General features: G+C 71.5%; 15 protein-coding genes and 1 pseudogene. 7 read left to right on the forward strand and 9 right to left on the reverse strand.

Features of this window, described 5'->3' with window-relative positions:
* Positions 1 to 4 precede the first annotated feature (4 nt).
* The 3 genes from FRCN3DRAFT_RS0220100 to FRCN3DRAFT_RS0220110 are packed head-to-tail and all read left to right on the forward strand — an operon-like array spanning position 5 to position 3,227.
* The gene (locus FRCN3DRAFT_RS0220100) at positions 5 to 1,249 is read left to right on the forward strand and encodes an efflux RND transporter periplasmic adaptor subunit (RefSeq protein WP_198536008.1); all 1,245 of its coding nucleotides are present in this window, start codon (positions 5 to 7) and stop codon (positions 1,247 to 1,249) included.
* Entirely contained in the window at positions 1,246 to 1,944 is a 699-nt protein-coding gene (locus FRCN3DRAFT_RS0220105) for an ABC transporter ATP-binding protein (protein ID WP_007512050.1), read from the forward strand. Before FRCN3DRAFT_RS0220100 ends, FRCN3DRAFT_RS0220105 begins: the two co-directional genes overlap by 4 nt.
* Positions 1,944 to 3,227 carry an ABC transporter permease gene (locus FRCN3DRAFT_RS0220110; RefSeq protein WP_007512052.1) on the forward strand — a complete coding sequence of 428 codons (1,284 nt, stop codon included), beginning with the start codon at positions 1,944 to 1,946 and terminating at the stop codon, positions 3,225 to 3,227. The genes FRCN3DRAFT_RS0220105 and FRCN3DRAFT_RS0220110 overlap by 1 nt, the downstream gene beginning before the upstream one ends.
* Here FRCN3DRAFT_RS0220110 and FRCN3DRAFT_RS0220115 read toward each other — a convergent pair.
* Positions 3,170 to 4,312 (reverse strand): nitronate monooxygenase, encoded by a 1,143-nt coding sequence (locus tag FRCN3DRAFT_RS0220115; RefSeq protein ID WP_007512054.1) that lies wholly within the window; start codon positions 4,310 to 4,312, stop codon positions 3,170 to 3,172. The genes FRCN3DRAFT_RS0220110 and FRCN3DRAFT_RS0220115 overlap by 58 nt on opposite strands.
* Before the next feature lie 442 nt (positions 4,313 to 4,754).
* Between FRCN3DRAFT_RS0220115 and FRCN3DRAFT_RS0220120 the strand changes: the two genes are divergently transcribed.
* The 3 genes from FRCN3DRAFT_RS0220120 (at position 4,755) to FRCN3DRAFT_RS0220130 (ending at position 8,205) form a co-directional block, all read left to right on the forward strand.
* Entirely contained in the window at positions 4,755 to 5,999 is a 1,245-nt protein-coding gene (locus FRCN3DRAFT_RS0220120) for an ABC transporter substrate-binding protein (RefSeq protein ID WP_007512056.1), read from the forward strand.
* A gap of 175 nt (positions 6,000 to 6,174) precedes the next feature.
* A complete protein-coding gene (locus FRCN3DRAFT_RS0220125) occupies positions 6,175 to 6,813 on the forward strand; it encodes a TetR/AcrR family transcriptional regulator (protein WP_007512058.1) in 639 nt (212 codons plus the stop codon).
* A gap of 222 nt (positions 6,814 to 7,035) precedes the next feature.
* Complete coding sequence (locus FRCN3DRAFT_RS0220130; RefSeq protein ID WP_007512060.1) at positions 7,036 to 8,205, forward strand: thiolase family protein; 1,170 nt, start codon at positions 7,036 to 7,038, stop codon at positions 8,203 to 8,205.
* A gap of 795 nt (positions 8,206 to 9,000) precedes the next feature.
* Here the strand turns inward: FRCN3DRAFT_RS0220130 and fxsT (FRCN3DRAFT_RS0220135) are convergent.
* The 6 genes from fxsT (FRCN3DRAFT_RS0220135) to FRCN3DRAFT_RS0220160 all read right to left on the reverse strand — a co-directional run bounded on the left by fxsT (FRCN3DRAFT_RS0220135) (position 9,001) and on the right by FRCN3DRAFT_RS0220160 (position 20,418).
* The gene (fxsT, locus tag FRCN3DRAFT_RS0220135) at positions 9,001 to 11,472 is read right to left on the reverse strand and encodes an FxSxx-COOH system tetratricopeptide repeat protein (RefSeq protein ID WP_007512061.1); all 2,472 of its coding nucleotides are present in this window, start codon (positions 11,470 to 11,472) and stop codon (positions 9,001 to 9,003) included.
* Between the two features lie 257 nt (positions 11,473 to 11,729).
* A complete protein-coding gene (gene fxsT, locus FRCN3DRAFT_RS0220140) occupies positions 11,730 to 14,075 on the reverse strand; it encodes an FxSxx-COOH system tetratricopeptide repeat protein (RefSeq protein WP_007512062.1) in 2,346 nt (781 codons plus the stop codon).
* Between the two features lie 204 nt (positions 14,076 to 14,279).
* Positions 14,280 to 16,181 carry an FxSxx-COOH system tetratricopeptide repeat protein gene (gene fxsT, locus FRCN3DRAFT_RS0220145; RefSeq protein ID WP_007512064.1) on the reverse strand — a complete coding sequence of 634 codons (1,902 nt, stop codon included), beginning with the start codon at positions 16,179 to 16,181 and terminating at the stop codon, positions 14,280 to 14,282.
* A gap of 301 nt (positions 16,182 to 16,482) precedes the next feature.
* On the reverse strand, positions 16,483 to 18,030 hold the full coding sequence (locus tag FRCN3DRAFT_RS0220150) for an acyl-CoA synthetase (protein WP_007512066.1): 1,548 nt from the start codon (positions 18,028 to 18,030) through the stop codon (positions 16,483 to 16,485).
* A 73-nt stretch (positions 18,031 to 18,103) separates the two neighbouring features.
* On the reverse strand, positions 18,104 to 19,306 hold the full coding sequence (locus tag FRCN3DRAFT_RS0220155; RefSeq protein ID WP_007512068.1) for a phosphotransferase: 1,203 nt from the start codon (positions 19,304 to 19,306) through the stop codon (positions 18,104 to 18,106).
* Complete coding sequence (locus FRCN3DRAFT_RS0220160; RefSeq protein ID WP_007512070.1) at positions 19,303 to 20,418, reverse strand: TIGR03857 family LLM class F420-dependent oxidoreductase; 1,116 nt, start codon at positions 20,416 to 20,418, stop codon at positions 19,303 to 19,305. The genes FRCN3DRAFT_RS0220155 and FRCN3DRAFT_RS0220160 overlap by 4 nt, the downstream gene beginning before the upstream one ends.
* Before the next feature lie 457 nt (positions 20,419 to 20,875).
* Between FRCN3DRAFT_RS0220160 and FRCN3DRAFT_RS56340 the strand changes: the two genes are divergently transcribed.
* The gene (locus FRCN3DRAFT_RS56340) at positions 20,876 to 22,087 is read left to right on the forward strand and encodes a cytochrome P450 (protein ID WP_007512072.1); all 1,212 of its coding nucleotides are present in this window, start codon (positions 20,876 to 20,878) and stop codon (positions 22,085 to 22,087) included.
* A 173-nt stretch (positions 22,088 to 22,260) separates the two neighbouring features.
* Here FRCN3DRAFT_RS56340 and FRCN3DRAFT_RS56345 read toward each other — a convergent pair.
* Positions 22,261 to 23,085: pseudogene (locus FRCN3DRAFT_RS56345) on the reverse strand (NAD(P)-dependent oxidoreductase); the annotation flags it as partial.
* 91 nt (positions 23,086 to 23,176) lie between these two features.
* On the reverse strand, positions 23,177 to 24,502 hold the full coding sequence (locus FRCN3DRAFT_RS0220175) for an ABC transporter substrate-binding protein (RefSeq protein ID WP_007512076.1): 1,326 nt from the start codon (positions 24,500 to 24,502) through the stop codon (positions 23,177 to 23,179).
* Between the last annotated feature and the right edge of the window lie 3 nt (positions 24,503 to 24,505).

The raw sequence follows: 24,505 nt of genomic DNA on the forward strand, positions 1-24,505 counted from the left end.
CCGGGTGACCGTCAGGGAACAGACAGACCAGCCAGACCGGACACGGGAGTCCGGACCGACCGATAGCAACAAGCCAGCCGAGACCACCGGGCCCGCGGAAACCATTGAGACCACCGAGACCACCGGGACCGCGGAGACCGTCGAGTCCGCCGGGAGCCGTCGGCGCGGCGGCCGCGGACGGCGACGTGGCTGGCGCGTCGCGGCCGCCGTCACCGTCGTCGCCGCGGGCGGGGCGGCGGTCACCGCGGCCGTGCTCGGCACCGCCGACGACGGCGAGGCGGGCGGGCCGACCGCCGGCGCGCTGCCGCCGAACACCGCCGAGGTGACCCGGCAGACGCTCACCGACGCCCGGACCGTCGACGGCGATCTCGGCTACGGCCCGTCGACCACGGCGGTCAGCCGCGTGCCGGGCACCGTCACCGCGCTGCCGGACACCGGCGCGGACGTCACCCGCGGCCAGGAGCTGTTCCGGGTCGACGACCAGCCGGTGACCCTCCTGTACGGGACGACGCCCGCCTACCGGCCGCTGCGCGCGGGCACCGAGGGCCAGGACGTCCGGCAGCTGGAGGAGAACCTGGCGGCCCTCGGCTACTCGGGTTTCACCGTCGACGACTCCTACACCGGCGACACCGCCAGCGCGGTCGCCCGCTGGCAGCGGGACGTGGGGCTGCCGGAGACGGGACGGGTCGAGCTCGGCCGGGTGGTGTTCGCGCCGGACGCCGTCCGGGTGGACAGCGTCACCGCCGCGCTCGGCGCCCCGGTGGGCCCCGGCGCCCCCGTGCTGAGCTACACCGGAACCGCCAAGGCCGTGACCGTGGAGCTGGAGACCTCCGACCAGCGCCTGGCCACGAACGGCGCCGAGGTCACCGTCACCCTCCCGGATGGCGCGAGGACTCCCGGCAGGATCGACGACGTGTCGACGCGGATCGACCCGGGCAGCGGCCCCGACGCGGATCCCACCACCACGGTCGAGGTGGTCGTCGGCCTGCCGGAACAGCGGGCCGCCGATGCCTACGCGCTGGCCTCGGTCGACGTCACGTTCACCGCCGGACGGCGGCCGGACGTGCTCACCGTCCCGGTCGCCGCGCTGCTGGCGCTGCGGGAGGGTGGTTTCGGGGTGGAGGTCGTCGACGAGGCGGCCGGGACCTCGCGGTACGTCGCGGTCACCACCGGCCTGTTCGCCGACGGCCGGGTGGAGATCTCCGGACCCGGCATCGCCGCCGGCGTCACGGTGGGGATGCCGGCATGATCGAACTGGACGACGTGACCAAGGTCTACCCGGGCGGGGTCGCCGCGCTCGCCGGCATCACCCTGCGGATAGGCCACGGCGAACTGATGGCGGTCGTCGGGCCGTCCGGGTCGGGGAAGTCGACGATGCTCAACATCCTCGGCGCGCTGGACCGGCCGACGTCCGGGACCGTGCGCATCGACGGGTACGACGTGGCCCGGCTGGCCGACGCCGAGCTGTCCGCGCTGCGGGCCAGCCGGATCGGCTTCGTCTTCCAGCAGTTCCACCTGGCGGCCGGCGTCAGCGCGCTGGGCAACGTGGCGGACGGGCTGCTCTACTGCGGCCTGCGGCCGGCGGCGCGGCGCCGGCTGGCCGCCGCGGCGCTCGAACGGGTCGGCCTCGCGCACCGGATGGACCACGAGCCGCACGAGCTGTCCGGTGGCGAACGGCAGCGGGTCGCCGTCGCCCGGGCCGTGGCCGGCGACCCGCCGCTGCTGCTCGCGGACGAGCCGACCGGGGCACTCGACTCGGTGTCCGGCGCCGGCGTGATGACGCTGCTGCGCGAACTGCACGGCGGCGGGACCACGGTCGTGGTGATCACCCACGATCGGGAGATCGCCGCGTCCCTGCCCCGGCAGGTCCGGATGCGGGACGGCCGGCTGGTGGCCGACTCGGGTGCCGGCCAGGTCCGCGAGCCGGCTGGGGAGGTGGCGTGATGCCGGCGCCGTCCGAGGTCGCGGCCGCCGAGCCGACGGCCCTCCCGACACGGGCGCTCCCGGCACGGGTGGGCCCGCGGGAAGGCCGCGCGCTGGCACCGGCCCGGATGTGGCCGGGGGACGTGGTGAGGGTCGGAGCGGTGGGGCTGCGCACCCGTCCGCTGCGGGCGTTCCTGTCCGCGCTCGGCATCGCCATCGGGGTCGCCGCGATGATCTCGGTGGTCGGGCTCTCGTCGTCGTCCCGCGCCGATCTGGACCGTGCGCTCGACGCGCTCGGCACCAACCTGCTGACCGTCGCGCCGGGCACAACCCTGTCCGGGGAGCAGGCCCGGCTGCCGGCCGAGGCCGAGGCGATGGTCGGCCGGATCGGCCCGGTGGAGTCGCGCTCGGCGGTCGGGCGGCTCGAGGGTGCGAAGGTCTACCGCACCGATCGGATCCCGGCGGCGCAGACGAACGGGATCGCCGCCTACGCCGCGCGCACCGACGTGCTGGCGGCGGTGGGCGGACGGCTGGCGAGCGGCACCTGGCTCAACGAGGCCACCGGCGGCTACCCGGCGACGGTCCTCGGCGCCGACGCCGCGCGGCGGCTCGGGATCGGCCACGCCTCACCGGACACCCGGATCCTGCTCGGCGGGGACTGGTTCACCGTGGTCGGCATCCTCGAACCGGCCCCGCTCGCTCCCGAGCTGGACACCGCGGCGCTCGTCGGGTGGCCGGTCGCCGAGTCCAGGGCGGGATTCGACGGGCGTCCGACGACCATCTACGTCCGGGCGCGGGCGGGCCAGGTGGAGGCGGTCCGCGACGTGCTCGGCGCCACCGCCAACCCGGAGGCGCCGAACGAGGTGGAGGTGTCCCGCCCGTCCGACGCGCTCGCCGCCCAGCGGGCGGCCGGTGACGCGTTCACCGGCCTGCTGCTCGGCCTTGGCGCGGTGGCGCTGCTCGTCGGTGGGGTCGGGGTCGCCAACACCATGGTCATCTCGGTGCTGGAACGGCGCTCCGAGATAGGGCTGCGCCGCTCGCTGGGCGCGACCAGGGGCCAGGTCCGCGGGCAGTTCCTCACCGAGTCGCTGCTGCTGTCCGCGCTCGGCGGCGCCGGCGGGGCGCTGCTGGGCGCCGCGGTCACCGTCGGGTACGCGGCGGCGCGGGGGTGGCCGCCGGTGCTGCCGGCCTGGGCGGTACTCGCCGGCCTGGGCGCGACGGTCGTCATCGGCGGGGTCGCCGGTCTCTACCCGGCGGTCCGCGCCGCCCGGCTCTCGCCCACCGAGGCGCTGGCCACCCCGTAGGCGGTCTCCAGCGCCTCCAGCGCCTGCGCGTGCCACCCGGCGACCAGCTCTGCGGCGGGCACCGCGCGGCTCAGGGACGCCGTCTCCCCCGCCCACAGGTTGACGAGCTCCGGGTCGTGGCGCCGGCGTCCCTCCGCCCGTAGCGGCGCGGTGATCCGGTGGACCCGCGGGTAGGCGGCCGGGGCGACGGGCCCGTGTTCGCGGGTGAACGCGTTGTCGAGCCCGCGGGCAAGCCGCCCGGTGAACGCCCGGCTGACGACGGTGCGCCGCCCGCCGGCCAGCGCCGCCCGGTGCACGTCGGAGGTGCCCGCCTCCGGCGTGCGCAGGAAGGCGCTCCCGAGGACGGCGGCGTGGGCGCCGGCCGCCAGCACCGCCGCGACCCCGGCCCCGTCCGCGATGCCACCCGCCGCCAGCACCGGCACGTCGACGGCCGCGCGCACCCTGGCCAGCAGCGGCATCAGCGCCAGCCGCCCGTCGGCGCCCTCCACGTCGTCCGGGTCGATGCCGCCGCGGTGGCCGCCCGCCTCCCAGCCCTGCGCGATGAGCGCGTCCGCGCCGCGGGCCGCGGCGGCGAGCGCCTGCCGCTCGTCGGTGACCGTGACCGCGACCGGTATCCCGGCGCCATGGCAGCGCGCGACGTCCTCGTGCGACGGCAGGCCGAACGCGACGCTGAGGAGGGCGGGGCGCGCGGCCACCGCCACGTCGAGCTTCGCCGCGAAGTCGTCGTCGTCCGGCGCCCCGGCCGAACCGCCGACCCCAGGAGGACCGGGGTCGCCGGGTGCCACGTCGAGGCGGGCGGCGAGCGGGCCCAGGCGCTCGGCATAGGCCGCGACGGCCGCGTCCAGGGCCTGAGCGTCGGTGCCCCGGGCCCGCTGCCCGCCCAGGAACAGGTTCACGGCGAACGGCCGGCGGGTCAGCCCACGGGTCCGCTCGATGTCCGCCGCGAACCGGTCGACGGTCAGGTAGCCGGCCGCCAGCGTCCCGAGCCCGCCGGCCTCGCCGACCGCCGCGGCGAGCTCGGGCGTCGAGGGCCCGCCGGCCATCGGGGCACAGACGATCCCGGTCGGCACGGGTGGCAACTCCATGCTCGCGACCTTCCCATGGCCAGGCCCGGCATGGTGCCACCAGCGGTCCGACGAAGGTTCTCCGCGACGACGGCACCCGCACACCGCAACCAGACAATAAGAACCTGGTTCTTGCACCGAGCGGAGAGTTCCTTAGGCCTATCGTCCCTTATTTCCAGCGAAAAGAAGGCAGACATCGCGCCTCATCCAGACGAGGCTATGCTCACGTTTCAGGCCAGAAAGGGCGGCCGACCGGGGCGGCCAGACCGTCGGCTCGACGGCGGTCGAGAGCAGTACGTACGAGCCCGCAGTGGTCCGGCGGGACACCAGCTGGGAGTCATGCATGCACGCGGCAAGCAACGGGCCTGGCACGCGCCGTCAGCCGGCGGCGGCCAGCCGATTAGTCGCTCTCGGTCGCGTACCGGTCGGCGGACGGCCGCCGCGGCAAGCGGCGCGCAGGCGAATGCGGGCGGGAACGCTTTCCCTGGCTCTGGCCGTCGTGGCGGCGGCCGGCTGCTCCGCCAAGGCGGGTGAGGAAGGCGCCGCCGCCGCCGACTGCGCGGCCCCGGGCGTGACCCCCGATGCCGTCAAGATCGGGCTGCTCTATCCGAACACCGGGGTCCTGTCCGAGGCGTTCAAGTCGGCGCGCAGCGGGGTCGAGGGCCGGATCGGCCTGGCCAACCAGTCCGGTGGCGTCAACGGCCGCGGCATCGAACTGATCTGGCGCGACGACGCGGCCGCGGCGAGCACCAACGGCACGGCCGCCAAGGAGCTCGTCGAGAAGGACCATGTACTGGGGCTCATCGAGCTGAGCACGGCCGTCTCCGGCTCAGCGGACTACCTCGACAAGAGCGGCGTGCCGGTGACCGGCCTCACCGCCGAGTCGCTGTGGAACGACCACGCCAACATGTTCTCGTTCTCCTACCTGTTCGCCAAGGGCACCGCCGTCACCACCTTCGGCCTCTACGCCAAGGCACAGGGCGGTACTAGGGCCGCGGTGCTTGAGGACGCCGCCGACGGCCCGTCCCTGGAGATCGCCAACCAGCTGATCGCCAGTCTCGCGAGCCAGGGCATCGAGACCGTGGACCGGGTCGGGTACACGACCGGGTCGAGCAGCCCCACACGGACCGCCGACGAGATCATCGACAGCGGGGCCGACGTCATCGTCGGCACAGTGGCGATGAGCAGCATCGCCGACGTGCTGGCCGCGGTGCGCGACGCCGGCGGCCACCCCAAGGTCGTGCTGAGCCCGAGCGGCTACAGCCAGGCGCTGGTACGCGAGCAGGGACCCGCCATCGCGGGTCTGACCATCTGGGTGAACTACACCCCGTTCGAGTCCGCGTCGCCGGCGATTCAGAAGTACCAGAAGGCCATGGCCGACTTCGCCCCCGAGCTGGACGACCCCGACCAGGAGGTCGCCGTCGCCTCCTACATCAGCACGGACCTCTTCCTGCGCGGCCTGGAGGCCGCCGGCCCCTGCCCCACCCGCCAGGCCTTCATCACCAACCTGCGGAAGGTCACCGACTACGACGCAGGCGGACTCGTCCCCGGCACCATCAACCTGTCCCAGAACCGCGGCCAGCCCAACACCTGCTACGCGTTCGTGCGCGTGAACGCCCACGCCAGCGGTTTCGAGGTCGCCAAGGCCGACGGGAACGGGCAGTGGTGCGGCCAGCTCCTGCGGCAGACGCCCGCCGGCAACGGGTGACCCGACCGCGGCCGGGCGGTCCCGCGGGCAGGCCTCGCGCGGGACCGCCCCGACCGGGCGCGGTGTAGATTCATCCGCTACCGCCGCCGCGGGTCCACAGCTTCTGGAGGCCGCCCAGGGTCCCTGGACCGGCGTAGCGGGAGCTCGGAGGGCACGCGAGGTCGACGGAGGTCCGGTGGTGGTCGATCAGCCCTCCCCCGCTCGCGGGCGGGGCCGCCCCCGGGGTCTTTCCGAGCGGGTCCGCCGGGACGTCTTCACCGCCGTCCGGTCCATGCTCATGACGGTCGGCTACGAGGCGTTGCGGATCGACGACGTCGCCACCGCGGCCGGCGTGCACAAGACGACGCTCTACCGGCAGTGGTCGAGCAAGGCCGACCTGGTACGCGACGTGCTGGTCGCCGCCGAGACCGCCGCGATGCCGCGGCCGGACGAGGGCAGTTGGGTAGGCGACCTCGAGAAGCTCGCCGAGGGCCTGCAAAGACTGTTCAACCACCCTACGACGCTGGCCCTGCTGCGGACCAGGATGACGGCGAACGACGAACGGCTGACGGCGGGCCTTCAGGAGGTCGCCACCAGCGAGATGGAGTTCGTCGGCGCACCCTTCCGACGAGCCGTCAGCCGTGGGGAGATCGATCCCGACGCGGACGTGTCGATGCTGGTCGAGTGCATGCACTCGATGCTCATCACCCGGGCGACCTTCTCCCGGCGCCCCATCGACGACGAGTTCATGGACCGGCTCGTCCGCCTGATCAGGACCGCCGCCGGCACCGGCCCGTCGGCCCCCGCGACGTTGCCGCCGGCCACGGACGCCTGAGCGAGCTCCACCCGGAACGTCCGCTCCACCTCGCCGTCCGCTTCACCGTGCCGTCCGCTTCACCGCGCCGCCGGCGGACCGTTTGACGCAGTCATTGGTTGCATAAATTATGCGAAGACAGGCGGGCGAACGGGTTCCCCTCCCCCGGAGCCGTCAGCCCACGAACCAGCCGCCGCGCCGACACCCGCCCTCCGGGCACCTTCCATCCTCCTGGAGTTCACCGTGACCGAAGCAGTCATCGTCTCGACCGCCCGCACGGCGATCGGGCGGGCCCGCAAGGGCACCCTCGTCGGCCTCGACGCCTTCGACCTCGCCGAAGCCGTCGTCCCCGCCGCCCTGGAACGCAGCGGCATCCCCGCGACCGACCTCGACGACCTCATCCTCGCCGAGTCCTACCAGGGCGGCGGCGTCATCGCCCGGCACACCGCCGTCCGTCTCGGCCTCACCGGCGTCTCCGGCGCCGCCACCAACCGCCACTGCGCCGGCGGCCTGACCGCCGTCGCCATCGCCGCTGGCAGCATCCGCGCCGGCATGGACCGCGCCGTCATCGCGGGCGGCACCGAAAGCCTCAGCAACCAGGTGCTCGGCTCCAAGCGCGACGCCGAGGGCAACCAGAAGATCTGGATGTCGCCACCCAACCCCGACACCCCCGAGGCCCCCGCCTTCGACATGTCCATCACCGTCGGCGAGAACACTGCCCGCGAGATGGGCCTCACCCGCCGCGACGTCGACGAGTGGACCGTCTACACCCAGGAACGCGCGATCGCCTCCATCGACTCCGGGGCGTTCGTCGACGAGATCATCCCCCTCGACGTGACTCGCCCCGACGGCACGACGGTCCGGTTCGACACCGACGAGCACCCCCGCCGTGGCACCACCCTCGAGAAGCTCGCCACCCTCAAGGTGCTGCACCCCGAGCTGCCCGACGCCACCGTCACCGCCGCCAACGCCGCCGGCCTCAACGACGCAGCCGCCGCCGTGACGCTGACCAGCGACACCTACGCCACCGCCCACGGCCTCACCCCCCTCGCCCGCATCCGCGCCTGGGCCACCGCCGGCATCGAACCCGCACTCACCGGCCTCGCACCCACCCTCGCCATCCCCAAAGCACTCGACCGCGCCGGCCTCACCCTCGCCGACATCGACCTGTTCGAGATCAACGAGGCCTTCTGCTCCGTCCCCGTCGCCGCCATCCGCAAACTCGGCATCAACCCCGAGATCGTCAACGTCAACGGCAGCGGCGCCAGCCTCGGCCACCCCATCTCCGCCACCGGCGCCCGCATGGTCGTCACCATGATCGGCGAACTACGCCGCCGCGGCGCCACCCACGGCTGCGTCTCCATGTGCGCCGGCGGCGGCATGGCCGCCGCCATGATCATCGAGATCGTCTAGCGTGCGGGCCTGACCTGCGCATACTGACGCAGGCATGCCGGGCGGCGTTCCGAGCCGTTCTCGTTGTCGTCGAGCACGGTCGCGAGCCATGCTGGCTGACGGTCGATGAAGCCTCTGTCGACGACGGCCCGAGCACACGATCGGCGTGGATCCAGTCAGTCGCCGCAACGAAACGGCGAACCGCGTACCAGTCGGCGACGTGGAACTCGTCGGTGCCGGGCCGAGTAGCGACCGCGCAGGCGTCAGGGCGGCAGCGGCAGCCGACAACGTCGATCCCCAAGCCGACCTGGCGCTGGTTACCGGCCTCGTCCCACCCGTCTCCGAAGATCGCCACGTGTGTACGCGGATCCGAACTCCGGGCCGTGACCAGTTCGGATCTGGATACAGAACTGGTGATCAAGCTCGCCGAGCGCGGAGGCCTGGGCTGTTTGGCACGGTGTGGGGCCAAGTGGCGGGCGGCCTGTGGACGTCGCCTCCTGGTTGGCTGACGGTCTTCGACGTAGCGAACACCGCCATCGGTCATCGACCGCAGCGAAACGGCGAACCATATAGCCACATATAGCCAATAGCGACTCGGGTCGCACAGTGGCCCCATGGTCCTGGAGTGCCGTCTCAGACCACGGGCGTGTGGTCGATGAACGCGGCCATCGGAACGCGTGCCTCAAGACATGCAGGAGAGGTAGTGGATGGCTGCCGATCAGCCTCGCGTGCTGTTGGGCGCCTCATCGCACGAGAGCACTACTACTCACGGATCGTTGATCTAACTTCCGCACCGACCGACGCCTGGGCCAGCCCTCAACCACCATCAAGATCGTCTAGTGACGCCCTGGCGCGGATCGTGGCTGGGTGATCCTCGCCCAGCACCCGCCGACGCCGAGCCAGCACGTCCTCCCCCAGGGCACGCGCAGCCGGATAGTCACCCAGGTCCGCCAGGATTGCCGCGAGGTTCGCCGCCGCGCGGATCGTGTCCGGATGATCCTCACCCAACACCCGCCGACACCGGGCCAGCGCGTCCTCCCCCAGGACACGTGCAGCCAGATAGTCCCCCTGGTCCGCCAGGGTGACCGCGAGGTTCGACGCCGCGAAGATTGTCTCCGGATGATCCACACCCAGCACCCGCCGACGCCACACCAGCACGTCCTCCTGCAGGACACGTGCAGCCGGAAAGTCCCCCTGGTCCGCCAGGGTGACCGCGAGGTTCGACGCCGCGCCGATCGTGTCCGGATGATCCTCACCCAACACCCGCCGACGCCGAGCCAGCACGTCCTCCCCCAGGACACGGGCAGCCGGATAGTCGCCCAGGTCCGCCACGGTGGCCGCGAGGTTCGACGCCGCGCCGATCGTGTCCGGATGATCCTCACCCAACACCCGCCGATAGCGGGCCAGCGCGTCCTCCTTCAGGACACGCGCAGCCAGATAGTCCCCCTGGTCCGCGAGGGTGACCGCGAGGAGAGACGCCGCGAAGATCGTGTCCGGATGATCCTCACCCAACACCCGCCGATAGCGGGCCAACACGTCCTCCTTCAGCGCACGCGCAGCTAGATAGTCCCCCTGGTCCGCCAGGGTGACCGCGAGGTTCGACGCCGCGCGGATCGTGTCCGGATGATCCTCACCGAGCACGCGCCGACGCCACACCAGCACGTCCTCCTCCAGGACACGCGCAGCCGGAAAGATACCCTGGGCCCACAGTGTGTCCGCGAGGTCCGCCGCCGCACGGACCGTGTCCCGATGATCCTCACCGAGTGAGGTGGCCCACCGATCGTGGACGTGTTCACCGATGCGGCGACTGGTCGGATAGTCGCCCTGGTCACGCAAAGCCTCGGCCAGCGCCAGCACGAAATCCCGGCCCGTGTCACTGTCGGTATCCAACAGACCCGTCGCCAGGACATGCGGATACAACTGCGCGTACCGGCCCCAGCCCGCAGGAGTCGTCCGATCGGGCGGATGGCCCCGGGCAAGCAGCCCCTGCGCCACCCGGCGCAGCACTGGCCGAAGCGCCTGCGGGGTGTCGTCCCGCAAAACGGCATGGACCAGCCGGTGCATCACCACCTGGTCACCCTCAACTAGTCGCACCATCGCAGCACGCACCAGCGTCCCGACGACATCCCGCAACGCCAACGGATCACGCACAGCCTCATCCAACGGCGCAGGCAGCAGATCTGCGACCTGCGGTCGGATCAGGTCCACCGGGATCGGCTCCGGACCGAACTGCGCCCACAACCGCACCAACAACACCGCCGACTCATCCAGCCCACGTAGCGCCACCGTCCACGTCGCCGCGACCGGCACATGATCCAGCGGCGTCCCCCGGGCCATCACCTCAGACACCCGCTCGCGCAGCAGATCCACATACTCACCAGCAGGCATACCGGTCTCCGCCAGCCACGCACCCGCCTGCTCCAACGCCAACGGCAAATCGTCCACCGCCGCCGCGATCCGCTCCGCCTCCGCCACCGACAGCCGCGGCGTTCTCTCCCGCAGCAGTGCCACCGACCTGTCACGGGGCAGCACATCGACCTCCACCGTGCCGGCAAGCCGCGACCAGGTCGGATCTCGGGTGGTCACCAGCACATGCCCACCACCACCAGCCGCCGACAGCACCCCACACAGGTCGTTCGGCGTTTCCGCGTTGTCAACGATCAACAGCCAACGCGCGAAACGGCCCCCCTGGCGCAGCAGCTCCACCACCGCGCGGACCGACTCGTCCGCCTGCCCAGCCACCCCGACCCCGACCCGATCCGCCAACGCCGCCAACGCACCCAGCACCAGCGCCAGATTCTCTGCCGGCACCCACCAGACCAGGTCATAGTCACCGGCATGCCGGTAGGCGTACTGCACGGCAAGCTGCGTCTTGCCGACCCCACCCAGACCGTGCAGGGCCTGCGGTACAGCCACCGCCCGACCATCCCCCACCAGACGGGCCCGCAGATCCGCCAGCTCCCCCTCACGGCCCGTGAAATGCGGATTCCGCGGCCACGGCAACGACCACACCACACCACCCGCCGCCGCCGCCGAGCCTGAACGGGCAGCATCCGCCCGAAACACCGGATTCGCCGGAAACAGCTCCAGGGCAGCCGCACACAGTGCTGCCCGACCGTCCTCGATCAGCCCGTTCGCCAGCAGCCCCGACACCGCCGACCAGAAACCCAGACCATCCGTCACCGCCCACGACGGCAACCGCTCCACCGGCACACCCGCAGCCACCAGCACCCGCCCAGCCGAACCCGCATCCGGGAACACCCTCGCGAACTCCGCGACCTCACCCACCGACAAGCCACCCACCGGCAGCCACCCCCGTCACCGACCAGCCACCAGCCGTGGCACGCCAGTGACTCAGACAAACATCATCCCACCAGGGACGCAGCTACAACCAGCACCACCGAACACATCACCAGACACCACTGGGTGACCGACATCACAACCTGAGGGTGAGTAATTTCGGTTCCTTGCCTCATCACAAGAGAGCACTACTACGCGAGGATCGTTGATCTCTTCCCGCACCGATGAACGCCAGGGCCCAGCCGTCAATCGCCGTCAAGATCGGCTAGCACTACTCTGGCGCGGATCGCGGCCGGATGATCATCACTTAGCACCCGCCGATACCGGGCCAGCACGTCCTCCTTCAGGGCACGCGCCGCCGGATAGTCCCCCTGGGCCTGCAGGGTGACCGTGAGGTTCGACGCCGCGAGGATCGTGTCCGGATGATCCACACCCAGCACCCGCCGACGCCACGCCAGCACGTCCTCCTTCAGAACACGCGCCGCCGGATAGTCCCCCTGGGCCTGCAGAATGACCGCGAGGTTCGACGCCGCGAGGATCGTGTCCGGATGATCCACACCCAACACCCGCCGATACCGGGCCAGCACGTCCTCCTGCAGAACGCGCGCCGCCGCATGGTCGCTCTGCTCATGCACGGTAGCCGCGAGGTTCAACGCCGCGCCGATCGTGGCCGGATGATCATCGCCCAACACCCGCCGACGCCACGCCAGCACGTCCTCCTTCAGGACGCGCGCCGCCGGATAGTCACCCTGGCCATGCAGGGTGACCGCAAGGTTCGACGCTGCGCGGATCGTGGCCGGATGATCATCGCCCAACACCCGCCGACGCCACGCCAGCACGTCCTCCTTCAGGACGCGCGCCGCCGGATAGTCACCCTGGTCATGCAGGGTGGCCGCAAGGTTCAACGCCGCGCTGATCGTGTCCGGATGATCCACACCCAGCACCCGCCGACGCCGAGCCAGCGCCTCCTCCTGCAGGACACGCGCAGCCGGATAGTCCCCCTGGGCCCACAGCGTGCGCGCGAGGTTCAACGCCGCGCTGATCGTGTCCGGATGATCCACACCGAGTTCGGTGGTCCACCGGTCGTGGACGTGTTCGCCGATGCGGCGGCTGGTCGGGTAGTCGCCCTGGTTACGCAAGGCCGCAGTCAGCGCCAGCAAGAATTTCCGGCCCGTGTCGCTGTCGGTATTCAGCAGACCCGTCGCCACGGCATGGGGATACAACTGCGCGTACCGTCCCCAGCCCGCAGGAATCGTCCCATCGGGCGGATGGCTCTGGGCAAGTAGACCCTGCACCGCCCGGTGCAGCATCGGCCGAAGCGCCTGCGGGGTGTCGTCCCGCAAAACGGCCTGGACCAGCCTGTGTATCACCACCCGGTCACCCGCAACCAGACGCACCATCGCCGTCCGCACCAACGTCCCGACGACATCCCGCAACACCAACGGATCACGGGCTGCCTCGCCCAACGGCGCAGGCAACAGACCGGCGACCTCAGGTCGGACCAGGTCCACCGGGATCGGCTCCGGACCGAACTGCGCCCACAACCGCAACAACAACACCGCCGACTCATCCAACGTCCGTAGCGCCACCGTCCACGTCGCCGCGACCGGCACATGATCCGCCGGGACGCCGCGGGCCATCACCTCCGACACACGCCCTCGCAGCAGATCCACATACTCCCGGGCCGAGATTCCGGTCTCCGCCAGCCACGCGCCGGCCTGCTCCAACGCCAACGGCAAATCGTCCACTGCCGCCGCGATCTGCCCCGCCTCGGCCACCGATAGCCGTGGCGCCCTCTCCCGCAGCAGTGCCACCGACCGGTCCCGCGGCAGCACGTCCACCTCTACCGTGCCCGCCAGCCGCGACCACGCCAGATCCCGCGTCGTCACCAGCACATGCCCACCACCAGCTGCCGACAACAACCCGTACAGATCGTCCGGCCCACCCGCGTTGTCCAGGATGATCAACCAGCGCGGGAACCGCTGACCATGCCGAAGCACCTCTACAACCGCACGCGCCGATTGCTCCGCCTGCCCAGCCGCCGCCATCCCGACCCGCGCCGCCAACGCCGCCAAAGCCCCCAGTGCCAACGCCGGATCCTCCGCAGGCACCCACCACACCAAGTCGTAGTCACCCGCATGCCGGTAGGCGTACTGCACCGCCAATTGCGTCTTCCCGACCCCACCCAGACCGTGCAGGGCCTGAGGCACCGCTACCGCCCGGCCATCCCCCACCAGACGGGCCCGCAGGTCCGCCAGCTCCTCCTCACGGCCCGTGAAATGCGGATTCCGCGGCCACGGCAACGACCACACCACACCACCACCCGCCGCCGTCGCCGAGCCCGAACGTGCAGCACCTGCCCGGAACACCGGATTCGCCGGAAACAGCTCCAAGGCCGCCGCACACAGAACGGCCGGGCCGTCCTCGATCAACCCGTTCGACAGCAGCCCTGACACCGCCGACCAGAAACCCAGAGCATCCGACGCCGCCCACGACGGCAACCGCTCCACAGGCACACCCGCAGCCACCAGAACCCGCCCAGCCGAACCCGAATCCGGGAACACCGTCGCGAACGCCGCGACCTCACCCACCGACAAGCCACCCACCGGCAGCCACCCCCGTCACCAACCAGCCACCAGCCGTGGCACGCCAGTGACTCAGACGAACATCATCCCACCAGGGGCGCAGCTACAGCCAGCACCCACCGAACACATCACCAAACACCACCGAGTGACCGACATCACAACGTGAAGGTGAGTAATTTCGGTTTCTTGCCTCAGCACGAGAGAGCACTGCTACTCGAGATCGCCGATCTGGGAATCCGGTGGTAAAGTCCGCAGCCGCCCCCAGCCGTCAGGATCGGCTAGTGCTGCCCTGGCGCGGATCGTGTCTGGATGATCCTCACCCAACACCCGCCGCCCCCGGGCCAGCACGTCCTCCTGCAGGACACGCGCGGCCAGGTAATCACCCTGCTCATGCAGGGTGGCCGCGAGGTTCGACGCCGCGACGATCGTGTCCGGATGATCCTCACCCAACACCCGCCGCCCCCGGGCCAGCACGTCCTCCTGCAGGACACGCGCGGCCAGGTAATCACCCTGGTCCGCCAGGGTGGCCGCGAGGTTCGACGCCGCGACGATCGTGTCCGGATGATCCTCACCGAGGCTCGTGGCCCACCGGCCGTGGGCGTGTTCGCCAATACGACGGCTGGTCGGATAGTCACCCTGATCACGCAAAGCCGAGGCCAGAGCTATCAGGAAATCCCGGCCCGCGTCGGTGTCGGTGTCCAGGAGACCGGTTGCCAGGACATGGGGATAGAGCCGGGCGTACCGGCCCCAGCCCGCAGGAGTCGACCTGTCCGGCGGATGGCCCTCGGCAAGCAGCCCCTGCACTACCCGGCGCAGCACCGGCCGGGCCGCCTCCGGGGTGTCGTCGCGCAAAACGGCCTGGACCAGCTGGTGCATCACCACCTGGTCATCAGCGACCAGACGCACGATCGCTGTCCGGGCAAGCCTGCTCACGGTGTCCCGGAACCTGATGGGATCATGGGCGACCTTGCGGAGTCGTCGCGGGAGCAGGCGCGCGACCTGCGGCCGGATCAAGTCCACGGGGATGGGCTCCGGGCCTAGCTGCGCCCACAACCGCGCCAGCACCACCGCTGACTCATCCAGACCACGTAGCGCCACGGTCCACGTCGCCGCCACCGGCACATGATCCGCCGGAGTGCCCCGGGCCATCACCTCCAACACCCGCACCCGCAGCAGATCCACGTACACCCCCGCCGGCATACCCGTCTCCGCCAGCCACGCCCCCGCCTGCTCCAACGCCAACGGCAAATCCTCCACCGCCGCCGCAATCTCCCCCGCCTCCACCTCCGACAGCCGCGGAGCCCGCTCCCGCAACAACACCACCGACCTGTCCCGCGGCAGCACGTCCACCTCCACCGTGCCCGCAAGACGCGACCAGCCCGGATCCCGCGTCGTCACCAACACATGACCACCGCGACCAGCCACCGACACCACCCCGTACAGATCGGACGGCGCCTCCGCGTTGTCAACTATCAGCAACCAACGCGCGAAACGGTCCCCCTGGCCTAGCAGCTCCACCACCGCACAGGCGGACTCCTCCGCCTGCCCAGCCACCCCGACCCCGACCCGCTCCGCCAACGCCGCCAACGCCGCCAACGCCAGCGCCGGATCCTCCGCCGGCACCCACCACACCAGGTCATAGTCACCGGCGTGCCGGTAGGCGTACTGCACCGCCAATTGCGTCTTCCCGACTCCACCCAGACCATGCAGAGCCTGCGGTACGGCCACCGCACGACCATCCCCCACCAGCCGGGCCCGCAGGTCCGCCAGCTCCCGTTCACGGCCCGTGAAATGCGGATTCCGCGGCCACGGCAACGACCACACCCCAGCCCCCACCGGACCACCCGAAGGCAAAGCACCCGCCCGAAACACCGGATTCGCCGGATACAGCGCCAACGCCGCAGCACACAGGACCGCCCGGCCGTCCTCGATCAGCCCATTCGCCAGCAACGACGACACCGCCGACCAGAACCCCAGCGCATCCGACGACGCCACCCACGACGGATGCCGACTCACAGGCACACCCGCCGCCACCAACACCCGGCCCGCCGCCAGCGCGTCCGGGAACACCTCCGCAAACGCCCCAACCTCATCCGCCGACAAACCACCCACCGACAGCCACCCCCGTCACCAACCAGCCACCAGCCGTGGCACGCCAGTGACTCAGACAAACATCATCCCACCGACGATGCAGCTACAGCCAGCACCCACCGAACACATCACCAAACACCACTGAGTGACCGACGTCACACTTGAGGGTGAGTAATTTCGGTTCCTCGCCTCGTCGCAAGAGAGCACTACTACGCGAGGACTGTTGATCCGACTACCCGCGGAGACGTTCCGAATGGCATGGTCCTGCCGAGCCGTTCGCCGGCCGCCAGCTGGGCACCGCTCGGCCGCCAGTCCTTTCTCGTCAGGCCGGCGAGTCGGCCAGGTACTCCTCCCGGAGCTTTCCCTTGGCGAGTTTGCCGGTGGGCATCCTCGGCAGCTCCTCGCGGAACACGACGACCCGCGGCACCTTGTAGCCGGCGATGCCGCGACGCAGGTAGGTACGGAGTTCCTCGGCCAGTTCGGGCGAGCCCTCGACGCCGTCGGCGAGCTGTACCACGGCGTGCACGTACTCCCCCATCTCGGGATCCGGCAGCCCGAACACGGCGACGTCGGCGACCAGCGGGTGCATGACCAGCGCGGCCTCGATCTCCGCCGGGTAGATGTTCACGCCGCCGGAGATGATCGTGAAGCTCTTCCTGTCGGTCAGGTAGACGTAGCCGTCCTTGTCGAGGTAGCCCATGTCGCCGGCGGTCGCCCAGGTGGGGTGGCGTGGGTGGCGGCTCTCCCGGGTCTTCTCCGGGTCCCGGTGGTACTCGAACGGCTCCTCGTCGCGTTCGAAGTACAGCGTCCCGGCCTCGCCGGTCGGCAGCTCCCGCCCGGCCTCGTCGCAGACGTGCGGGGTGCCTATCAGCGGCCGGCCCACCGAGCCCGGGTGCGCCAGCCAGTCCTCGGCGCCGATGTAGGTGAGCCCGGCGCCCTCCGTCCCCGAGTAGTACTCGTCGACGATCGGGCCGAGCCAGTCGATCATCTGGCGCTTCACGTCCACCGGGCACGGAGCGGCGGCGTGGATCAGTCGCCGCAGGCTGGACAGGTCGTACCGGAGCCGCACCTCGTCGGGCAGCTTCAGCAGCCGGACCAGCATCGTCGGCACCACCTGGACATGGGTGACCCGTTCACGCTCGATGACGGCCAGCAGCTGCTCCGCGTCGAACTTGTCGAGGATGACAAGGGTCCCTCCGATCTCGTGCACGCCGGTCGACCACTGCAGCCCGGCCGCGTGGTACAGCGGCGTCGGGCACAGGTAAACCGATTCCTCCGTCATCCCGAACAGGAACCGCGCGAGGGTGGAGATCCCGCCCCGGCCCGGCTCGTCGACCGCGTCACCGGACAGCCTGCGCCGGATGCCCTTGGGCCGTCCCGTCGTTCCCGACGAGTAGAGCATCACGTCGCCCCGGGGCTGCTCGGCCAGCGGCTCGGCGGAGCGGGCGGCGATGGCGGCCTCGTAGGTCTCGAATCCGTCCACGGAGCCGTCCATCATCAGCCGGATGCCGCACTCCGGCGCGAGCTGCGCCACCCGCGTCGCCAGCTCGCCGAACCGCCTCGTCGCGACGAGCGCCTTCGCCGCCGAATCGTTGACGAGGTACGCCGCCTCGTCCGCGGCGAGATGCCAGTTCACCGCCGTCAGGTAGAAGCCGGAACGCAGCGCGGCCCAGACGACCTCCAGGTAGCGCGGATGGTTCTCGGCGACGATCGCCACCGCGTCACCGGGGCGCACCCCGCGCTCCCGTAGCAGGCGGGCCAGGCGGATGGACCGCTCGTCGAGCTCCCGGTAGCTGACGCGCTCGCCCGAGGTGCCCATGACGACGGCGGCCTTTGCCGGGTGAGCGGCCGCGTGCAAGCCTGGGTACATCAGCGGACCTCCAGCGTCTGTGTGCCAAGCCCCGAAGGCGGCCGAGGACTCGAGGATCGCCGCGCCCGCTCGGTCATGCCTCCGCCTCGATGAGTTCCAGCGCCTCCAGCTCACGGATGGCCGCGCAGGCGCCGTGGGCCATCGAGAGGAACATCCGGTCGGAGTTGTCCGACCGGACGCCGGCGGCGTAGACGCAGCCGAGCACCGTGATCAGTGGCCCGTGCGGCAGGCCGCGCCGGTAGTCGTCGAAGCAGTCGGCCACCGTGTAGCCGGTGACGCCGAGCTCGACGAGCCGCCGGTGGTAGGCGTCGACCAGCTCGCCCTCGTGCGCGCGGCGCACGTCCGGGGACAGCGCGGTGGACAGGAAGTAGGCGAGGTCACGGCCGGGCAGCCCGATCGAGATCGTCTGCCAGTCGACCGCGCACACCCCCGGGCCGTCCGCCGGGAACAGCAGGTTGTCCAGCCGGTAGTCGCCGTGCAGTACCGAGTAGGGCGCCTCGTAGGCGCTCTGCCAGCGGTAGGTCAGCGCGGCGGCGCGCCGCAGTGTGTCCGCGTCGCGCGGGTCGAGCTCGGCCCGGTAGCGCTCGACGAAATCCGCGGTGGCCGCCACGTGCAGCTCGCCCATGAACGCCCGCGCGGCGTCGTCGGAGCGCGCGAGCCAGGACGACTCGGCGTCGAGCAGCGCGCTGTTCCAGAACGGGGCGTGCAGCCCGGCGAGGTTGCGGACGGCGTCGGCGGCCTGGTCGACGTCGCAGCCGGCCTCCTGACTGCCCGCGCGGGCCGGGTGCGCGTCGGCGAGTACCAGCGTGAAGAAGCGGGAGTCCGGGCTGATGGCCGCCTGCCAGCAGTGCGGCGTGCGGATCCGCACGGAACCGGCGAGGTGGGCGTAGAAACCGACCTCCTTGCGGTAGCCCTGCCGGACCACGCCGCGCCCGTCCGGGTCGCCCGCGCCCATCTTGACCACCACCGTGCGCGGGGCGGTGCTCACGGCGTCATCGGGCCCGCCGCTGCCGGGCCCGCCGTCCGCGTACTCCAGGTGGAAGCGGTAGCTGGAGCCCATCTGCCCCGTGCCCACCGCCTCGTGGCGCAGGCCGGTCACGGTGACGTCGCCAGCGCCGCCGCCGCGCAGCGCCGCGGTCATCCAGGCCGGGGTGATCTCGCCCGGGTCGTCGACGACCTGCGCGGCCGTCCCGATGGCGTCGACGTCGTCGCCCTCACCGGGCGCCCGCCGCGCGGCTGTGTCGTCAGCCGTGGCCGTGCCGTCCGCGGCCGTCATGCCGACCGCCCCGGGTTGGCCGGCAGGCCGGACAGGCCGGCCGGGCGGACGCCGCGGTAGGCATGGACGACGGGCGCGAGCTCCGCGGATGTCGCGCCGTGCATGATCACTCCGGTCACGCCCAGATCGAACTGGCGCGCGACGGCCCGGGCGCACTGCTCGGGGCTGCCGGTCGCGGCCGTCGCCAGCCATTCCGCCGGGATCAGCGTGGCGATGTGCTCAAGCTGTTCCGTCGTCGCCTTGGCGTCGATCCCGCCCTTGACCGAGGTGACCACCTCGTCCGCGCGGAACCGGGCCAGCACCGCCGGGTCCCAGTCGTTGACCCGGACCATCAGGTCGCCGTAGCCCTGCAGGTAGGAGCCGAGCCGGCCGACGGTCTTGAGCAGCCGGCGGTCCTCGGGGACCTCGTCGGAGACGGTGGCCAGCACCGACCAGACCCGCACGCTCGCCGGGTCGCGGCCCGCCGCCTTGGCGCCGCGGGCGACGGCGGCCAGCGCCTCGCGGACCGCGGTGTCGGAGTAGAAGGTGTGCAGGATGACGCCGTCCAGGCAGCGGCCGGCGAGCTCCAGCGAGCGCGGCCCGAGCGCGGCGAGCATCACCGGGATGTCGTCGTCGAAGTCGGCGTCCTGGTGCAGGTACGGCCAGGCGCCGGCCGGGCCGTCGTGGCCGAGCACCATCTCGCCGTGCCACAGCCGGCGCAGCACGCCGACGAAGTCCTCGATCTGCGCCCCGGTGATCGGCTTCAGCCCGAACGCCTGGAACAGCCGGTCGAAGCCCCGGCCCAGGCCCAGCGCGAACCGGCCGCCGGTCAGCCGGTGCATGGTGGCCGCCATCGTCGCGGTCACGATCGGATGGCGGGTGTTGTGGTTCGTCGCGCCGGTGGCGATGCCGATCGACGTGCTGACCGCTCCGGCGGCGCCGGACAGCGTCGCCGCGTCCTTGGTGCTGAACCGTTCGGAGATGAAGGTGGCGCCGATACCCAGTTCCTCGGCGGCGCGTACCTCGTCGACCAGGTCACGGGGTGCCGAGCTGTGCCCGGCTAACGTGTAGAAACCCAGCTCGGTGAGCTGGGGACTGCCCGTCGGCTGGTCGGGCGGCTGGTTCGGCGTCACGTCGCGCTCCGTCCGGATCGGTCCGGCCGGCCGCACGCCGACCGACTGGTACTGCGGGTAGGCCTAGACGCCCCCGGGCCGTCGATGAACGGTTCCGCGCGTACTCACCGCGCTCCTCCCGAACACCTCGGCGCGGCCGGGGGTGGACGCCCGCCGCGAGCGGCAGGCCGTGCGACCAGATGTTGCATAAAGTATCCTTTCTGCGAGCGGCAGACAACGGCCGCCGACCGGATCCGCCGGCCGCGCCGTCACGGCGGGCCAAGCACGAGCCTTCGGGCCAGTCCTGTCCCTCCACACATTTGCCAAGACTCGGCAATACCGTAAAGCGCCGGAGCCCTCGGCTCCCTGCCGCGAACGGACTCGACGCGCCGGTCCGCCCGATCAACCGGCAGTCGCTCCGCCCGCCGTGCCACGGGAGAGGGGCCCCGCCGGCCGCGCCGTGCCCTTCGGAGGACCCATGCCGTCGCTGGACACCATCAACGTCTACGACCCCGCCCGCTACGAGAGCGGCATCCCCCACGAGGACTTCCGGGTGCTGCGCGCGCAGGCCCCCGTCTTCCACCATCCCGACCACGAGCGCCCCGACGGCCTCTGGGCGGTCACCCGGCACGCCGACGTCACCCGGGTGTCCCGCAACCCGGAGCTGTTCTCCTCGAACCGGTGCACCGCGAACCTGGGCGAGATGACCGAGGAGAGCATCGCCCAGCAGCGGCTGATGATGCTGAACATGGACCCGCCGGAGCACAACCGGCTGCGCGGCCTGGTCAACCGTGGGTTCACCCCGAAGATGGTGAGCCGGATGACCCAGCACCTGCGGGACACCTGCGAGCGGATCGTCGACGAGGCGCTGGCGGCCGGCTCCGGGGACTTCATCGAGCTGTGTGCCGCCGACCTCCCGCTGATCGTGATCGCCGAGCTGATGGGCGTGCCGGTCGAGGACCGGGGCAAGCTGTTCGACTGGTCCAACCGGCTCGCCGCCGCGACCGACGGGCAGCTGGACAGCGACGGTGACGCCGCGGTCGCCGTCATGGAGGCCTACGGGTACGCCAACGACCTCGGCGCGGCCAAGCGCGCCTGCCCGGCCGACGACATCGTCAGCCGCCTGGTGGCCAAGGACGAGCAGGGCCAGGAGCTGTCCGAGCTGGAGTTCGACCTGTTCTTCCTGCTGCTGATGTTCGCCGGCAACGAGACGACCCGCAACGCGATCGCCGGCGGGATGCAGGCGATGATCGACCATCCCGACCAGTGGGAGCGGCTGCGCGCGGACCCCGGCCTGGCGTCGAAGGCCGCCGACGAGATCGTCCGCTGGGTCAGCCCGGTCAACGGATTCCGCCGCACCGCCACCCAGGACGTCGAGCTCGGCGGCCAGCTCATCCGCGAGAACGACAAGGTCGTCATGTTCTACGCCTCGGCGAACTTCGACGAGGCGGTCTTCGACGACCCGTACACCTTCGACATCGGCCGCAGCCCCAACCCGCAGCTCGGCTTCGGCGGCGGCGGCCCGCACTTCTGCCTCGGCCGCCACCTCGCCATGCTCGAGATCGAGCTGATGTACCGGACGCTCGCCGCCCGGGTGCGCCGCGTCGAGCCGCTCGGGCCGCCGACCCGGCTGCGCTCGAACTTCGTCAACGGCGTCACGGCGATGCCGGTCCGCCTCATCCCGGCCTGACACGGCCTGGGAAGCGGCTTGTGACGGTGGGCCGGCGCTAGCACTGTTTCTCGCCAGCGCGCGTCTCCCGCCGGCGTGACCGGTTCAGGCGGCCGGTCCGGACCGAGCCGCCCGGCCCCGCCCTCGTCCACGTCCGGCGCCACCGAGGGGCGTACCGCGTAAAGCGCGTCGCCCATGCTGGCGGCGAGGCTCGCGGCCGGCAGGTCGAGGCCTCGGTCGCGGGCGAGCTCGACCGCGTGCCGCAGGTCCTTCTCGAGCAGCGCCGAGACGGTGGCGAAGTACTCGTGGTCGGGGTCCACCGGCTGGCCGCGGCGCCGCTCGTGGATGTTCAGGAAGACGTCGGCCTGAGCCGAGAGCGTCCCGGAGGCCCGGGTGACCTCGACCAGCAGGCCGTCGGCCACCCCCAGTGCGCGCGCCAGCTGGGCGGCCTCATAGGACGCCAGGTAGTCGAGGTAGACCATGACGTTGTGGGCCAGCTTCAGCGCGGCGCCGCTGCCCAGGGGCCCGGCGCGCACCAGCCGGCCGGTGAACGTCGCCAGCGCCGGCTCGACCGCGTCGACCGCCGCCGGCTGCCCGCCGACCAGTGCCCACATCGACCCTTCCCGGACGCCCTCGGCGCCGGTTCCCGTCAGCGGGGCGTCCACCAGGTCGACGCCGCGGCCGGCGGCCGCCGATGCGAGGTCCGCGACGGTGTCCGGGTGCACCGTCGACAGGATGGCGACGACGTGCCCGGGACGCGCGCCCGCGAGCACGCCACGCTCACCTGACAGCACGTCGACGCACTGGGCGTCGTCGCGGACGCACACGAGCGTGACGTCACTGGCCGCCGCGACCTCGGCGGCCGTCGCGAGGCCGCGGGCGCCCGCCTCGACGGCGTCGGCGACCGGCGCGGGCCGCACGTCGTGGACCGTCGTGACCAGGCCCGCGCCGACCAGCCGGCGCGCGATCGGCGCGCCGAGGATCCCCAGCCCGACCAGCCCGACCGACGGGTGTCCCACGGAGCCTCCAGGAAGGCAGGGGTGGGCCTGAGCCAGACCACCCGAGGAGCAGGGATCAGATATTGCAGGTTATATACATCCCGATCGTTTACTACAGACTGTTGATCGGGTGCTGCGGACGGTGGTAGCCGTCGAACCGCAGCTGGCCGCCGCGCAGCTCCCGGATCGTCAGGAAGTCGCCCTTGTAGCCCTTGTGGTCCCAGGGGCCGAACTGGATGTAGGTGGCCGGGCCGCCGTTGGTGGCGGGCATCCAGCGGATGCGCTCGATGCCTTCCTTGACCTCCTCGGGGGTGGCCATCGCGGCGTTGGCGACCCCGTGGATGCCCACCCGCGCCGTGTCGTAGCCCAGGGCGACGACGACGTTCTTCGACACCCGGCCGAAGCGCTTCTCGAACCGCGCGACCATGGCCTCGTAGTTCGGGTTCGTGCCCTCCACGCCGAGCTGGTCGACGCCGTGCCAGCCCTCCAGGCCCTCCGCCCACGTGTTGGTGTTGGAGTAGAACATGAACGCCGTGCCCATGACCCGCGGCGGGTCCCAGTCGAGCGTCCTGAACGCCTCGGCGAAGTGGAAGGTGGAGTAGCCGTACCCGCCGTAGTAGATGCCGGTGATGCCGTCCTCGCGCATCGACCGGAGGTGGTCGGTGAGGCCCCGCGGGTTCGGCCCGAGCTTGATGTCGCGGGCGATGGTCAGCCCGAGGCTGTTGCACTCGTCCCGGAAGAAGCCGGCGTAGTCACGCCCCGAGCTGCCCTGCTCCCAGAACATGCCGACCTTCTGGTGCCCCTGGCTCTTCAGCCACTGGGCGCACATCACCCCCTCGGTGGGGACGTCGCCGTTGGCGATGGTGAAGCAGTACTCGCTGGCGAACCGCCAGGCGCCCGTCCAGGCGATGACGGGCACCTTGCGCCGGTTGACCAGCTCCTGCAGCGACAGCGAGTTGTCGCTGACCTCCGGGCCGAGCACGACGACGCACCCCTGGTCGCAGAGCCACTCGTAGCCGGTGCGGGTCTTCTGGAAGTTCTCCCGGGGAAGGCCGCGGGCGTCGGCGACGACGAGGCGGACCGGCCGGTCGTAGATCCCCTCGTTCAGCGCGTCCTCGAAGGCAAGGATCGTCGCGTTGATCCAGTCGAAGATGAGCTGGCCGTTCTCGATGTCCATGAGCAGGCCGATCTTCACCGGCTCGAACGCGTCGCCCTGGGTCTGCAGGCCGCGGGTCGGGGGGTACACGACGATGTCGGCGTGTGCCTTCTCCCCGATGCGGCCGCCGCCTTCATACCACTTCGTGGCCGCGCCGGCGTCGGGCGCGTCGGTGCCCGACCGGACGTTGGTCACCGCGCGGTCGGGCTCGGCGATCCCGTGCTCCGTCGGCTCCGGGAACATCCGCTCCACGAACTCGCTGTCCGAGTACGAGTGGCTCATCCA

The sequence above is a fragment of the Pseudofrankia saprophytica genome, from assembly GCF_000235425.2.
Classification (GTDB): domain Bacteria; phylum Actinomycetota; class Actinomycetes; order Frankiales; family Frankiaceae; genus Pseudofrankia; species Pseudofrankia saprophytica.

Bases quoted from the DNA above. Each gene is read 5' to 3' on its own strand.
- FRCN3DRAFT_RS0220115 (WP_007512054.1), bottom strand. From the start codon at position 4,312: ATGGAGTTGCCACCCGTGCCGACCGGGATCGTCTGTGCCCCGATGGCC.
- FRCN3DRAFT_RS0220150 (WP_007512066.1), bottom strand. From the start codon at position 18,030: ATGTACCCAGGCTTGCACGCGGCCGCTCACCCGGCAAAGGCCGCCGTC.
- FRCN3DRAFT_RS0220175 (WP_007512076.1), bottom strand. From the start codon at position 24,502: ATGAGCCACTCGTACTCGGACAGCGAGTTCGTGGAGCGGATGTTCCCG.
- FRCN3DRAFT_RS56340 (WP_007512072.1), top strand. From the start codon at position 20,876: ATGCCGTCGCTGGACACCATCAACGTCTACGACCCCGCCCGCTACGAG.
- FRCN3DRAFT_RS0220155 (WP_007512068.1), bottom strand. From the start codon at position 19,306: ATGACGGCCGCGGACGGCACGGCCACGGCTGACGACACAGCCGCGCGG.
- FRCN3DRAFT_RS0220120 (WP_007512056.1), top strand. From the start codon at position 4,755: ATGCGGGCGGGAACGCTTTCCCTGGCTCTGGCCGTCGTGGCGGCGGCC.
- FRCN3DRAFT_RS0220110 (WP_007512052.1), top strand. From the start codon at position 1,944: ATGCCGGCGCCGTCCGAGGTCGCGGCCGCCGAGCCGACGGCCCTCCCG.
- FRCN3DRAFT_RS0220105 (WP_007512050.1), top strand. From the start codon at position 1,246: ATGATCGAACTGGACGACGTGACCAAGGTCTACCCGGGCGGGGTCGCC.